This window comes from Sporosarcina saromensis (assembly GCF_033253735.1).
GTDB classification, from domain to species: domain Bacteria; phylum Bacillota; class Bacilli; order Bacillales_A; family Planococcaceae; genus Sporosarcina; species Sporosarcina saromensis.
Genome location: NZ_JAUBDI010000007.1, coordinates 27,204 through 42,239, shown reverse-complemented (window position 1 = coordinate 42,239; position 15,036 = coordinate 27,204). Strand labels below are relative to the sequence as shown.

At 42.5% G+C, this 15,036-nt stretch carries 13 protein-coding genes; 8 read left to right on the top strand and 5 right to left on the bottom strand.

All coding sequences use genetic code 11. From position 1 onward, the window contains the following. Positions 1-75 precede the first annotated feature (75 nt). The 6 genes from rocF to glmM all read left to right on the top strand — a co-directional run bounded on the left by rocF (position 76) and on the right by glmM (position 6,538). Positions 76-981 (top strand): arginase, encoded by a 906-nt coding sequence (gene rocF, locus QT711_RS09085; protein ID WP_317943628.1) that lies wholly within the window; start codon positions 76-78, stop codon positions 979-981. A gap of 639 nt (positions 982-1,620) precedes the next feature. After that, complete coding sequence (gene sigW / locus QT711_RS09080) at positions 1,621-2,184, top strand: RNA polymerase sigma factor SigW (RefSeq protein WP_317943626.1); 564 nt, start codon at positions 1,621-1,623, stop codon at positions 2,182-2,184. Between the two features lie 13 nt (positions 2,185-2,197). Beyond that, positions 2,198-2,830 (top strand): anti-sigma factor, encoded by a 633-nt coding sequence (locus QT711_RS09075; RefSeq protein ID WP_317943625.1) that lies wholly within the window; start codon positions 2,198-2,200, stop codon positions 2,828-2,830. Between the two features lie 213 nt (positions 2,831-3,043). Continuing rightward, on the top strand, positions 3,044-3,880 hold the full coding sequence (gene cdaA, locus QT711_RS09070) for a diadenylate cyclase CdaA (RefSeq protein WP_317943624.1): 837 nt from the start codon (positions 3,044-3,046) through the stop codon (positions 3,878-3,880). Further along, on the top strand, positions 3,870-5,141 hold the full coding sequence (locus QT711_RS09065; RefSeq protein ID WP_317943622.1) for a CdaR family protein: 1,272 nt from the start codon (positions 3,870-3,872) through the stop codon (positions 5,139-5,141). The genes cdaA and QT711_RS09065 overlap by 11 nt, the downstream gene beginning before the upstream one ends. Positions 5,142-5,185: 44 nt before the next feature. Next, complete coding sequence (gene glmM, locus QT711_RS09060; protein WP_317943621.1) at positions 5,186-6,538, top strand: phosphoglucosamine mutase; 1,353 nt, start codon at positions 5,186-5,188, stop codon at positions 6,536-6,538. Positions 6,539-6,640: 102 nt separating this feature from the next. On the opposite strand, the gene pstA is transcribed toward glmM, so the two are convergent. From pstA to QT711_RS09035, 5 genes are all read right to left on the bottom strand, one after another. After that, positions 6,641-7,525 carry a phosphate ABC transporter permease PstA gene (pstA, locus tag QT711_RS09055; protein ID WP_317943620.1) on the bottom strand — a complete coding sequence of 295 codons (885 nt, stop codon included), beginning with the start codon at positions 7,523-7,525 and terminating at the stop codon, positions 6,641-6,643. A 1-nt stretch (position 7,526) separates the two neighbouring features. After that, entirely contained in the window at positions 7,527-8,477 is a 951-nt protein-coding gene (pstC, locus tag QT711_RS09050) for a phosphate ABC transporter permease subunit PstC (RefSeq protein WP_317943795.1), read from the bottom strand. A 75-nt stretch (positions 8,478-8,552) separates the two neighbouring features. Further along, positions 8,553-9,560, bottom strand: coding sequence for a PstS family phosphate ABC transporter substrate-binding protein (locus QT711_RS09045; protein WP_317943619.1), 1,008 nt, complete (start codon positions 9,558-9,560; stop codon positions 8,553-8,555). Between the two features lie 252 nt (positions 9,561-9,812). After that, positions 9,813-10,622, bottom strand: a complete 810-nt coding sequence (gene pstB, locus QT711_RS09040) for a phosphate ABC transporter ATP-binding protein PstB (protein WP_317943793.1) — start codon at positions 10,620-10,622, stop codon at positions 9,813-9,815. Positions 10,623-11,825: 1,203 nt separating this feature from the next. Then, a complete protein-coding gene (locus QT711_RS09035; protein WP_317943618.1) occupies positions 11,826-12,266 on the bottom strand; it encodes a YtoQ family protein in 441 nt (146 codons plus the stop codon). 109 nt (positions 12,267-12,375) lie between these two features. Between QT711_RS09035 and QT711_RS09030 the strand changes: the two genes are divergently transcribed. Continuing rightward, positions 12,376-13,950 (top strand): amidohydrolase, encoded by a 1,575-nt coding sequence (locus QT711_RS09030; protein WP_317943616.1) that lies wholly within the window; start codon positions 12,376-12,378, stop codon positions 13,948-13,950. Positions 13,951-13,991: 41 nt separating this feature from the next. Then, the gene (locus QT711_RS09025) at positions 13,992-15,017 is read left to right on the top strand and encodes a hypothetical protein (protein ID WP_317943615.1); all 1,026 of its coding nucleotides are present in this window, start codon (positions 13,992-13,994) and stop codon (positions 15,015-15,017) included. The last annotated feature ends 19 nt before the right edge of the window (positions 15,018-15,036 follow it).

Sequence of the window (15,036 nt, the reverse complement as noted above, 5' to 3'; positions counted from 1 at the left end):
ATATCCGAAAACTTGTCAAGTTGAGCCATTTTCAATAACGTTTTACAATAGTAAGCGTAAGGGAGGTTGGCGAAAATGAAAAAACTAGACATTGCATTGATAGGTGTACCACTCGACTATGGGCAAAGCCGTAGAGGGGTGGATATGGGACCTAGCGCTATACGTTATGCAGGCGCAATTAAACGGTTGGAAGCAATCGGCCATTCGCTGACTGACGAAGGGGATATACAAGTTAGTGCGATTGAACGAAGAGACCGTGAAGAGACAAATTTGAAAAACTTGGAGGAAGTTGTCCAAGCAACGAGCAAGCTTGCAAATAAAGTAGCTGAAGTTGTTGAAAAAGGGCATTTCCCGCTTGTACTCGGTGGCGATCATAGCATCGCGATCGGAACAATTGCAGGCTTAACAGCGAAATATAACAATTTAGGTGTCATTTGGTATGATGCACACGCTGATATGAATACGGCAGACACATCACCATCAGGCAACATTCATGGAATGCCTTTAGCAGTGACGATGGGGCTAGGTCATGAAAAATTAGTAAATATCTTTAAAGATGGTCAAAAAGTGAAGCCTGAAAACATTGTCATTATCGGAGCTCGTTCCGTTGACCCTGGTGAACGTGAATTGATTAAAGAAAAAGGCGTAAAAGTATATTCCATGCACGAAATTGATCGTGATGGGATGACAGCAGTTATGAAGGATGCCATTACTTATTTACAATCAAAAAACTTGGATGGCGTTCATTTGTCATTGGATCTTGATGGATTAGATCCACTGTATACGCCAGGTGTAGGTACGCCAGTTCAAGGCGGCATCAGCTATCGTGAAAGTCACCTTGCGATGGAAATGCTTGAGGATTCCAACATGATCACATCTGCAGAATTTGTTGAAGTGAATCCGATTTTGGATGAAAAGAATAAAACAGCGGATGTCGCAGTCGGTTTAATGGGCTCGTTGTTCGGTGAAAAGCTTCTTTAATAAACAAGAACTTTCTATGCATTACAAAATTTCATTAAATAAGTGAAGACAAAGTAAAAATCGACTTTGTCTTCACTCTGTGAGGCTGGGACAAAACATAAGAAATGCATGAAAGGCAAAGTTCGCCGGCATGCATTTTTTATGCTTTTACAATGTTTCTTTTTCATATTCATGAGTGGATTGGAGCGGAAAAAGGCCGACTCCTCGAAAATGCTAACGCATTTCCTTCGTGCGATGCTTATTCGAGGGAAGCCTATTCAATGTCCTGCGGGATTGTAGCGCGAATGTTGAGACCCCACAGGAAAAGCCGTCACGTAGAACGGCTTTTGCGAGCAAAAGCGCAGCGTTGGGAGCAAGGATGCCTTAATTTAAGCAAAGTACGCAGAAATACGGCAAATCGAACTCTTCGTTGTTCGATTGGCTCAAGCGCGCCCCGCGGAAAGCGTGCCTTTTGGAGCGCAGAGGAACGGTCTATGTAGAGTTTTGTCCCAGTCTCTATTTTATTCTCTTAAAATATTGTAAAGTAAGGAAATAGTTTTCAAAGTTTGGTAAAATAAAAAAGATACATAAAAAATGAAACCTGTTGCACCCTTCGAACGTATAGAAGGAACAGCCGCATAGAGCGGAGGATGAGATTCATTGGATGAATTGATCAATAAACGAATAAATCAAGTGATCAAAGGCAATCAAGAAGCATTCGAAGACATCGTAACGTATTATCAACACCGGCTGTATCAAGTTTGTTATCGAATGTTAGGAAATGCTCAAGAAGCAGAAGATATTGCCCAAGAAGCTTTTGTCAGAGCGTACGTCAATATTCATACGTATGATCAGAAGCGAAAATTTTCGACATGGTTGTATCGGATTGCTACAAATTTATGCATCGATCGGATTCGGAAAAAGAAACCGGATTATTATCTAGATGCGACCGTACCGGGGACGGATGGGCTCGATATGTACTCCCAGATTGCCGCGGCGGGTGATTTGCCGGAGGAAGAAGTGGAACGTATGGAGACGCAAGACCGCGTACAGTACGAAATCAGTAGACTCCCCGACAAATACCGAACCGTCATTATTCTTCGTTACTTGGAAGAATTGCCGTTACAAGAGATCAGTGATATTTTAGAATTACCATTAGGTACCGTAAAGACCCGCGGTCACCGTGGTCGGGAAGCACTCCGGAAACAAATGGGTAATATGTAGGAGGGAACTAAGTATGAATACGTGTCAGGAACCAGTGATCCACTTAATGCACGCGTATTTAGACGGAGACATTAGCCGTGAAGAAGAGCAAATGTTACAAGAGCATTTAGCTGCATGTCCGAAATGCAGAGACATGATGGAAGAATTTAAAATGTCGGCTCTATTCCTTCAACGTGCAGAGCCCGTTCAAGCACCGGAAGGATTTGTCTCAGACGTCATGACACGTCTCCCGAAAGAAAAATCGCAAGCAGGATTTCAGCGTCTGTTAAGAAGGCATCCATTAGTAGCAGCCGCTGCACTATTTTTCATATTAATGAGTGCAACGCTCTTTTCCAATTTCAACAACAATCAGCAATTCTCCTTCACAAAGCAACCGAACCTGGTCATTGAAGGCGAAACTGTCGTAGTTCCAGCTGGTGAAGTTGTAAAAGGAGATCTTGTCGTGAAAAATGGCGACATTCGTATTGAAGGAGAAGTTGACGGTAATGTAACTGTTATCCACGGCTCTAAATATATGGCATCGACTGCTGTCGTTACAGGAAACATCGAAGAAATTGATAAAGTATTTGATTGGCTATGGTATAAAATCAAAGAAGTTTTCAAAGAAGTTGTACCTTCATCAAAAAGTGAACCTGTAGAAGAATAGCAAGGAAAAACGATCGGTTACGTTTCATAAAAGCGTCCGATCGTTTTATGTTGCGAAAGGGAAGTAGAGAGTTATTCTGCAGTCTTTCTGTACCGATGACAGCGAAAGACTCCTCCCGTAGCACGCGCTATGCATTGACGTTTCAGAAGCATTGGCGGACAGCTGTATGCTATACTAGTAATTAAGAATTTGGGATGAAAGTGAGGGAAGCACATGCCTGTGTGGGAGTCAATTACAAGTTCAAGTCCAGTAGAAATACTGAAAAATATCGTGGATGTGCTTCTCGTTTGGTTTGTTTTCTATAAACTGATTACAATCGTCAAAGGAACGAAGGCAGTTCAATTACTAAAAGGGATATTTGTGATCCTATTCGCCAATATTTTGACCAGATACTTAGGTCTTGATACGTTGAATTGGATGATGGAGCAAGTCCTTACATACGGTTTTCTAGTGGTAATCATCATTTTCCAACCTGAATTGAGGCGAGCTTTGGAGCAATTGGGCCGCGGCCGATTGTTTGCACGTTCGGCCATGCAGGAAGAAGAGGAACGAGACCGTTTGATAGAAGCGTTCAATAAGTCTGTCAGTTATATGGCAAAACGTCGGATTGGCGCGCTTATTTCCATAGAAAGAGAAACGGGTCTAAGTGAATATATTGAAACAGGCATCCAGATGAACTCCAACGTAACTTCCGAGTTGCTCATTAATATTTTCATCCCGAACACACCGTTACATGATGGAGCGGTTATTTTACAAAAAAATCGTATTGCTGCAGCCGGTTGCTATTTGCCACTTTCTGAAAATCCGTTTATCTCTAAAGAACTGGGTACACGCCATCGGGCCGCATTAGGCATTAGTGAAGTTACGGATGCAATAACAATCATTGTTTCAGAAGAGACAGGTGCCGTCAGTATTACAGCAAATGGTGATATTAACCGTAATCTGTCAATGGAAGAATTCGAAAAGCAACTACGGAAAGTTTGGTTTGGTGGAGAAGAACAGGTAACTTCTACTTCATTCTGGAAAAGGGGGAAGCGGAATGACGGATAAGTTCATGGATTCCCCATGGTTTCTTCGTTTTACAGCTTTGGCACTTGCCATTGTCCTATTCTTTTCTGTCAAAGCGGAGGATGACAAAACAAACAAAAACGCTGTCGGGGATATGCAAGATATTATTAATGATGTTCCTGTAGAAGTGTATTATGATAATGAAAACTTAGTCGTCACAGGCGTCCCAGAGACCGTCAATATGACAATTGATGGACCAGCCAATTTAGTGAAAACAACAAAACTACTGAAAGATTTCACGTTAAAAGTCGATTTGAGAAGTTTGCCTAATGGTCGACATAAAGTGAAGATTCTAACTGAAAATGTATCGGAGAAGTTAGACGTACGGTTAGACCCGGCAACTGTCGATGTTGTCATTGAAGAAAAAATTACACAGTCGTTCAAGGTAGATGCTGAATTGAATGAAAGACTCCTCGCTGACGATTTCTATGTTGCAAATATGGAAGTGGAACCTTCCTCCGTTCAAGTAACCGGTGCGAAAAGTGTAATTGAATCAATTAGCTTTGTGAAGGTTTCAGCAACAGGTGATCCAGGTATAAATAAATCGTTTGAGCAAAAAGCGAGAGTCCGTGTGCTTGACCGTGAGTTAAATAAGTTGAATGTAACGATCGAACCTGCTGATGTCGTAGTGAAAGTTGACGTGGAAGAAAACAATAAAGAAGTACCAATCGTGCTTCGTCAACGTGGAACACCTGCTGACAATATAACGATTGATGCGTTGAAGACTGAAACAAGAACGGTAAGATTATACGGACCGAAGAGTATCCTTGATTCGATTAAAGAAATACGCGTGGATGTTGATGTATCTAAAGTAGAAGAATCAGGCTCTATGGAGTTGACGCTCAAGAAGCCGAAGGGCGTATCAAGTCTATCGGAAAGCAAGATTACTGTAAATGTTGAAGCGAGTGTAAAACCTGAAGAAGAGACGACCGACGTTTCCATACAACCTGAAGAAGAGGATGTCACGAGAGAATTTAAAGGTATCCCGATCATTGTAAACAAGCTCGATGAAAAATTTACGAGCACTTTTATTAAACCTGAGTCAGGGGTTGTCGATCTGACGGTCACTGCGAAAGAAGAAGTACTCAATGAGCTGGACATAACTGATTTTATAATAACGGTGGATGCTTCTGAGACTGCTAGTGAAGGGCAACATGTCTATCCACTGAATGTACAAGCGCCAAATCAGGTCGCTTGGGAACTTTCTACAGAAGAAGTGACAGTTGAGATCAAGCTCGCTTGATGATGAACAAGCTGATGAATCAGCATTGAAAGGGAGAATGAATGATGACGAAGTATTTTGGAACAGATGGAGTCCGTGGAGTGGCAAATACAGAATTGACACCAGAGCTTGCATTTAAATTAGGAAGAATTGGTGGGCATGTGTTAACAAAAGATTCGCATGAAACGGCTCAAGTGCTTGTTGGTCGCGATACAAGAATTTCAGGCAATATGCTTGAGAATGCACTAATTGCAGGGCTTTTATCTACTGGCGTGGAAGTGATGAGACTTGGTGTGATCAGTACACCTGGTGTTGCTTATTTGACTCGTGCGATGAATGCTGATGCAGGTGTAATGATTTCCGCATCTCACAATCCAGTGGAAGATAACGGCATCAAGTTTTTTGGTGCAGATGGCTTTAAGCTGACAGATGAGCAGGAGGAAGAATTTGAAACACTCTTAAACGCTGAAACGGATAACTTACCTCGACCGACTGGCGCGGATGTTGGAACAGTAACGGATTACTTTGAAGGTGGCCATAAATACATCCAATACTTGAAACAGACAGTGGATGAAGAATTCACAGACCTTCATATTGCATTGGACTGCGCACATGGTGCAACTTCAACATTAGCAACACACGTATTTGCTGATTTGGATGCCGACTTATCAACAATTGGCGCATCACCAAATGGATTAAATATTAACGACGGAGTAGGTTCTACTCATCCGGAAGGACTTTGTAAGCTAGTCGTTGAAAAGAATGCAGACGTTGGTCTAGCGTTTGACGGCGATGGAGATCGACTCATTGCAGTAGATGAACTTGGACGAGTGGTCGATGGAGATCAGATCATGTTTATTATCGGTCAGCACTTGCATTCAAAAGGTCGTCTAAAGTCAAACACGATTGTTTCAACGATCATGAGTAATCTTGGTTTCTACAAGGCGTTAGATACGCATGGTATGACAAGTGTGAAAACAGCGGTTGGAGATCGCTATGTCGTCGAAGAAATGAAAAAAGGAAATTATAATCTTGGTGGAGAGCAATCCGGCCACATTATTTTCCTTGATTACAACACGACGGGTGATGGGTTGTTAACCGCTTTACAACTTGTGAACATTATGAAGAAAACCGGTAAGAAGTTATCGGAACTAGCAAGTGAAATGACAATTTACCCGCAAGAACTTGTCAATGTTCGCGTAACAGATAAACATAAAGTGACTGAAAACGAAAAAGTTGCAGCTGTCATTAAAGAAGTTGAAGAGGAGATGGCTGGCAACGGAAGAGTGCTCGTTCGTCCGTCAGGAACTGAGCCACTTGTACGTGTAATGGTGGAAGCGCCAGATCACGATGCATGTGAGCGGTATGTGAATAAAATCGCAGATGCAGTACGACAAGAAATGGGATTAGAAGGATAAGTAAAAAAGACTGGAAACTTCTCTGTTGAGAGGTTTCCAGTCTTTTTAATTATAGGAGGGAGAGAAGAGGGGGGATCTCTTCTTCCTTGTTGTTTAGGTTGATTAAAAAACGCGTTGAAACTTATTGCGAATAATGATCGCCGTTGAGTTCAAGACGAATAATGCAACCAACAGGACAATGATTGTAGCTGCTGCGAGATTTGCATATTCTGCAACGAGTGAAGCGTCTAGCGTCCAGTAGTAAATTTGCATTGGCAATACAGTGAAACGATCCATTATACCGCCCGGGAAGGGGATGAGTAGCGCTGGAATACCGATGACGACTAATGGGGCAGTCTCCCCGATTGCTCTTGATAATGAAAGGATTGCTCCTGTCAAAATGCCAGGCAGTGCAGCAGGTAAGATGATGCGTTGGATTGTTTGCCATTTTGTCGCTCCTAATCCATATGAAGCTTCACTTAATTGGAACGGAATGGCTCGAATTGCTTCCTGACTTGCAACGATGACAATCGGCAAGATTAGAAGAGACATCGTCAATCCACCAGCAAGAACGACACTACCTAAGTCTAGTACACGGACAAAAACAGTCAGACCAAGAATTCCATACACGATGGAAGGTACACCCGCTAAGTTTGAAATGTTTGTTTGAATAAAACCGACCAATTTCCCTTTCTTCGCATACATCTCCAAGTAAATAGCCGTACCAACTCCTAGGAACATCGTTACAGGAGCGACAACAAGCATTAGCCAAAACGTACCGAGGATCGCACCCATAATGCCTGCTCGTTCTGGTTGTGTGGAAAGTTTACCGGTAAGGAAGTCGATGTTAATTGCCCCGATACCTTCTGACACAACGCGTACAAGTAAAACGACGAGGAAGAACAGTCCAAAAAATGCGGAGAGCATGAATATGAATTTTGAGATCTGGTTAAGCAGTAAACGGAATTTCATGCGTCTCATAAGTGTTGTTTCGCTCTGTTGGTGCATCTTAATATTCCTCCCTGAACTTCTTAGAAACAGCTCTTGCAAGTAGATTCATAAGCAATGTGAAAACAAACAAGGTCATGGCAACTGCATACAAACTGTAATAGACGGTAGATCCGGAAGCTGCGTCTCCTCCAGTTACCTCGACGATATAGGCCGTCATCGTCTGCATCGATTGTGTAATATCAAATGTGAAATTCTTTGTACTACCACTTGCGATCGTCACGATCATCGTTTCTCCGATCGCACGTGAGATCCCAAGTACGAAGGATGCAATAATGCCCGATAAAGCCGCCGGAATGACTACTCTTCGTGTTACTTCAAGTTTTGTAGAGCCTAAGCCATAAGCTCCTTCGCGCATAGACCGAGGTACGGAACTCATCGCATCTTCAGATAACGAGGCGATCATCGGGATGATCATGACGCCCATGACGATTCCGGGACTTAAAATATTCGTCGCTTGAAGGCTTGGAATGAATTCACGCAATAACGGTGTCACGAACGTAAAAGCGAAGAATCCATAAACAATTGTCGGAACACCTGCCAGTAGCTCTAATAATGGTTTGACGACTTTACGCACTTTTGGTGATGCATATTCACTTAAGTAAATGGCAGCCATTAAACCAATTGGAGCTGCAACCGCCATCGCAATCAGTGAAGAAGTGATCGTTCCCATTAATAAAGGAAGCACGCCAAACTCAGGCGTTTGACTTAAAGGTTTCAGTACGGTTCCAGTAAAGAAGTCTACAATTGGAACACGTTTAAAGAACTCGATCGTTTCAGCCAACAGTGTCCAAATGATACCAAGTGTAGTGAGAATCGAGAGGGAGGCGAGAACGAGTAGAAAGACAGGTATGAGCCGTTCAATTTTCCGGCGTAAGGAATTACTCCGTTGATTTTGGTCTATCATATCTCGAATGCTGACCGATTTTGTTTTTGTAAATTCGCTGTTCATCATAAGAGGAACCCCTTCCGCAAAGTTGCAAGAAGATGAGGGCCAGAAGTAGCCCCCATCCTCAAGTACTAATGGTTATTTCAGACCTTCCAAGAAGCTGATTGTTTCTTTCACTTCTGCTTCAGGAATTGGTGCAAAGCCTGTTTCACCAGCAAATTTATTAATATTGTTCATGACATAGATTGCATAATCTTTCACTTGTGGCTTTTCTTTCGCGTGGTTCACGTTTAAGTACGTGAACACAGGACGTGTGAAGTCTGCATAAGCACCGTCTTCAGAAATTGTATCTAAAGCTGGTTCTACTGGACCGTTACCGAAATCAACGGATACAGCTTGCAATTTGTCTTGGTTGTTTACGTAGTAGCCAAATCCAAAGAACGCAATTCCGTTTTTGTCTTCAGATACTAAGTTTACGAGTGTTGAGTATTCTTGTTGCAAGTTTACATCACTCGCCATATCTTGTTTATCTAGAATTTTTTCATAGAAGAACTCATATGTTCCGTGGTTTTCGTTAGGCCCCATTGCATTGATTTTCTCATCTGGCCATTCTGGATTAATGTCTGACCACTTTTTAACGTTGCCATCTGCAAGGAAGATACTAACCAATTGTTCAGGTGTCATTTCATCAGCCCAGTCATTGTCTTTATTAATAACAAATGTCAGACCATCCAAAGCTACTTTTAATTCTTTCACTTCAATACCAAGTTTGTCTGCTTCAGCTGCTTCTTCGTCTTTGATTTGGCGAGAAGCATCGTTAAAGTCTGTACCGTTTTCTACTAAGAATTTTTTGAAACCTGCGCTCGTACCTGCACGGCTAACTTCTACGGATACATTTTCTTGTTCGTTTATCATATATTCTTCAGCTAAACGTGCCATTAAAGGATACACAGTACCTGATCCATCGATTACAACACTTCCTTCAAGCTCTTCTGCTTCCGGTTCTTTCGCTGATGCTGAATTCTTTTCTGAGGAATTGCCTGCTTCAGCATCTGTCTTGTTGTCATCCGATTCGGATCCGCATGCTGCGATAATGACGGTGAATGCTGCAATGATCATAAATAAAAGTACCTTGTTGAACTTCATGTAACTAGTCCTCCCCTAAGTAAATGATCTGTTTTAGTATGAGGGGGGTTTCCCTCTCACAATTACAGCATAACGGTTGATTGTTAAGTGAGTATTGTAAAAGTGTAAAGGTTTTGTAAATGTGAATGTTATTTTAATAGAAAAAGTGTTCTATGAGGGGGTCATAGAACACTTTCAGGTAAAGCTGTATAGGGGAATAAGTCAAGAAATGTAGAGCTGGAAAAGACAATTGAATATTTTGTTCAACACCTATTAACCAAAGCGCCCATTCACGTAGTCGTCAGTTAACGTATCAGTAGGATTATTGAAGATCGTCGATGTTTTGTTCTCTTCAATGATTTCACCGTTTAAGAAGAAAGCAGTACGATCTGAAATACGAGAAGCTTGCTGCATGTTATGTGTAACAATCGCGATCGTCACGTCATTTTTAATGGAACGAATCAATTCTTCGATTTTATGCGTTGAAACGGGGTCAAGTGCAGAAGTCGGCTCATCCATTAAAATGACTTCCGGATCGACTGCTAGACAACGAGCGATACAGAGACGTTGTTGCTGACCGCCAGATAAGCTGTATGCACTCTTATGCAAGCGATCTTTCACTTCATCCCATAGAGCTGCTTTTTTCAAGCTTTCCTCAACAATGGTTTCCAGCATCGCTTTGTTGCGAATGCCATGGACTTTTGGGCCGTATGCAACATTCTCAAAAATTGATTTCGGAAACGGATTTGGCTTTTGGAATACCATTCCTACTTTGGAACGGAGAATTTCAACGGGCATAGCTTTGCCTAGAATATTGTTTCCTTTAAAGGTGACGTTCCCAGAGATTGTCACGTCCGCTGTCGTTTCCACCATACGGTTAAGTGTTTTAAGGAATGTAGATTTTCCACACCCAGATGGTCCGATGATAGCCGTTACTTCTTTTTCATTAATGGACAACTCAATGTTTTTGAGTGCGTGTGATGTTCCATACCAAAGGTTAAGTCCATTCGTTTCGTAAATTGGCTTTTTCCAGTTTTCATTACGGACGACAGACAGTGGGTTTTCTTTTATACGTTCGTGCATTAGTGTCATTTAGAAATCCTCCTAATTGTTTTGAGGCTTTCCTTTAGTATAGGGGTGGATTGTTGAGGGAGTGTGAAGGATGTGTAAAGAGTTTGTAAATTTGGGCGGGGGGCTTTTGGGGATATGCTGAGTTATTGGAGGATTTGCCGCGTTTGATGAATATATGCGGTGTTTGATGTTGATATGCTGCGTTTGTGAGAAGTATGCGGAGTTATCGGAGTTTATGCGGCGTTTGTGAGGAGTATGCGGAGTTATGGGAGTTTATGCGGCGTTTAGAGGAAGAATGCTGAGTTATAAGAGTTTATGCCGCAATTTGGCTCGAAGCTTGTTTGTTACGTAAGATGCAAGAGAGTAATTAAAAAGAAAGCACTTTAGATCATTCGATGTAAGAGATCTTTAAATCCGCGGGTGGTAGGAGTTGGTGACGGGGTGGTCGCGCTAAATGGGTTTTGACAAATTAAGGTTTTGGTTGGATTTTGGGGAAATGTGATGGTAGATGGAGTTTATGCGGTGTTAGAAGATAAAATGCCGAGATGTTCAGGGATAAACGTATTTATTGACGCGCAAGCACTGGATTTGCAGTCAAACGCGTCGATAAACGTATTTATTGACGCGCGATCACCGGATTTGCAGCCTAACGCGTCGATAAAGATCACTTAATGACGCGTGCGCCCCGGTTTTGCAGTCAAACGCGTCGATAAACATTACTTAATGACGCGCGATCACCGAATTTGCAGTCAAACGCGTCGATAAACATTACTTAATGACGCGCGATCACCGAATTTGCAGTCTAACGCGTCGTTAAACATCACTTAATGACGCGCGATCACCGGATTTACTGTCTAACGCGTCGATAAACATCACTTAATGACGCGCGCCCCCTGGTTTTGCAGTCTAACCCGTCGATAAACATCACTTAAAGACGCGTGCGCCCCGGTTTTGCAGTCTAACGCGTCGTTAAACATTACTTAATGACGAGTGCGCCCCGGTTTTACAGTCTAACGCGTCGATAAACATCACTTAATGACGCGCGTGCCCCGGTTTTACAGTCAAACGCGTCGATAAACGTCACTTATTGACATACGCCCCCCGATTTAGTCAGCAGTAGTGCAGGATAGAATGCGGAATTTATAGTTGCTAGATGAAGAAATAGCTAGCAGAAATGAAAACAAGGCTGTCCCGATTAGGGGAGAGCCTTGTTTTTCATTCGAAAATATAATGTAGTGCTTTGACGGCTTGATCCACTGTTTCGACGGTGGCGTGGGCTTTACGGGATAATTCTTTTAATGGGTGATGATGTTGTTCGGAACGGATGAGGATGAGTGGCTTGCCGTATGCAACGGCGGCACTTGCATCCATCGCGGTGTTCCACTGCTTGTATTGCTCGCCAAATAGGGCGATGACAAGATCCGCTTTTTTCATGAGCAGTTCGGTTCGTAAGTTATTGAAGCTTGATGCGGCTGCGTCTTTGAAGATGGCATTCGGTTGTTTGCCGAGAATTTCTTCTCCGATATTATCGGAACGATCGTGGTCTTCCATTGGGCCGACGAAGTCGATGGGCAATTTCAATACGGCAACTTTTTGTTTTACTTCTTCTCGCCAAGCCGTATGGATTTCGCCTGCAAGGTAAACAGTTAGTCTCATAAAAAATCCCTCCTCAATTAGATAACTTCATTATAACATCGATATTCAGTAGGATTGCTCAATGTTGCATGAAAGTTTAGAATAAAAGATGAGAAGAGGAGGCGTTTACATGAAGACAATGTGGCATAATGGCACGCTTTATACAATGGAAAGAGAAGGCGATACAGCTGAAGCGTTGCTAACAGAAGAAGGTAAAATACTAGCAGTTGGTACATATGAACAATTGAAGGACCAAGCAGATGAGACTGTCGATCTTAAAGGGGCAGTCTTGTACCCAGGATTCATTGACAATCATATGCATATGATTGGGCATGGACAAAAATTACTGAGCTTGGATTTGTCGAAAGCCACGTCTTCAGAAGAGATGATGGATATGTTAATGAAGGCATATCCACAGTTGAGCGAGGATGAGTGGTTCATTGGTGAAGGGTGGAATGAAAACAATTTCGCTGACCAAAAGATTTTTACGCGATGGGAATTGGACAAGGTGACGAAATCGCCGATGGTGTTGAAACGGACATGCCGGCATGCGGCACTTGCCAATTCAAGAGCGTTAGCATTGGCCGGGATTACGAAAGACTCGCCTGATCCTGAAGATGGCGTTGTTGAGCGTGACGAAAATGGTGAACCGACTGGGTTTTTAAAGGAAGGGCCAATGGATCGATTGTTGCAATTAATTCCACAGCCGTCTGAAGGAATGCTGACAGAAGCATTGGCGAAATCTGTCGATGACTTGTTGTCACTAGGTTTGACAGGGGCTGTAACGGATGATTTGGGATATTATGGAGATTACTACAATCCATTACAAGCGTTTAAAAACGTAATTGGAGAACAAAAGAAATTCCGTGCGCATTTATTAAGAAGGTCGACGGTTTTTTCAAGGTTGATGGAGGAACATGCGACATATAATGAGCCATGGATCGATCCGGGAGAAATGAAATTCTTCATTGACGGATCGCTCGGAGCACGGACGGCATTATTGAGTGAACCATATGCCGATGCACCTGAAACGTCAGGCAATGCAGTCGTGACAGATGAGGAAATTGATGCGCTGGTTGCGACTGCAAGAAAGTATGGAGAAGCTGTAGCCATTCATTTGATTGGTGATAAAGCTGTTGAAAAAGCGTTGGACGCGATTGAAAAGTATCCTGTGCCTGAAGGGAAACGTGATCGACTCATTCATGTGAATGTGTTGCGTGATGATTTGGTAGAGCGGATGAAGAAACTTCCTGTTGTTCTCGATATTCAGCCGGCATTTGTCCCGTCGGATTTCCCGTGGGTAATGGATTGCTTACCAGAGAACCTTCATGAATGGGCGTATGCATGGAAACGGCTATTAGATGAAGGGTTCATTTGCGGAGCGGGGTCGGATGCACCGATTGAGGAAGTTGACCCGCTACTAGGCATTTACGCAGCTGTAACGCGAAGAAAGCCTGGACAAACGCACGAAGGCTATTTGCCGAAAGAGAAGTTAAGTCGATTTGAAGCGGTCGGTTTATTCACAACGGGAAGTGCTGCGACCATCGGAAAAGAACATTCCCGTGGGAAGCTAGCAGTCGGTTTTGATGCGGATTTTACTGTTTTAGATAAGGACTTGTTTAAAGTGGATGAAGAAGAGATGCTCGATATTACTGTTGTCATGACGATTGTAGCAGGGGATGTTATGTATAATTCCCGTGGGTAATGCCAGTTCTACTGATTCTATGCATAGGAGGAGGTTAGTAAATGAAGAGACTTTTACTAGGAACTGTGTGTGTAGCAGTAATTCTAGGAGGATGTATTGAAAAATCGAATGCAAATCAGTCAAATGAAAATCATACGGAAGAGATTAAGGAACTGAAGAAGCATATCGAGCAAATTAACTTGGAAAATGAAGAGCTATTAAAGACCGTTGAGGAGCAGAAAAAAGCGCTCGAATCAACGGAAGTGGAGCCCCCAAGTGATGCAAATAATGGTTCTGCTTTGATTAAAGCAACAAAAATTGAAAAGTATCCACAAACTCTCTATAAAGAAATGACCCTTGACATCGATAGGGATGGTGAGGAAGAAATTATCGAACTGTATGTGAATGCAGGAAAAATGGAGAATGGCCAATTTGCCTGGGATGATGGACAGAACTGGTTGCTCGTAGTGAAAGACGGGGAAAAAACCTATCCGCTTTTTGATGAGTATGTTCAGTTAGGTTCGATCGATTTCAGTACGGCAACTTTTGATGGGAAACCGGGAGTTGTTATGTTCATGGGGGAGCATGCAAATCGATATTTCCAGAAATTCATATTCGATAAAAAAGAAGAGGGATATCAGAAAGCAACCTTTTATAAAAAAGAGAATATGGAGGATCACTATAATCAGCCTGCGTCCTATGCTTTTTTCGAGGATGCACACGAGTTGATGAGTACTGCTTTTACAACTAAGTTGGAAGTAGCGTTGGAAATCGGTGTGAATGGCCTTCAGGATTCGCAGAAGAGAAGTTCAGTCCTTGAGCCAATCTTAATAGACGTGGAAAATGCTCAGCGTTTGTTCGATATAGTTAGGGAGCTGAATCCTAAGTTAACTGTTTCTGTAGATAACGCGACGGCCTTGCTGTATCAAATGGTTACCAATCCTCCTACAGCTGAGCAAATGGATCAGTTAAAGTCAATTGGTGATGTGTTCAAGGATATTAGGAATGAGAAATGGATTAATAAAGAAGAGAATCAGATTAATCCCAAGGTGATGGAAAAGCTTAAGGAAATAGACTTCGATGCGTAAGATCTTGTGATATGTGATG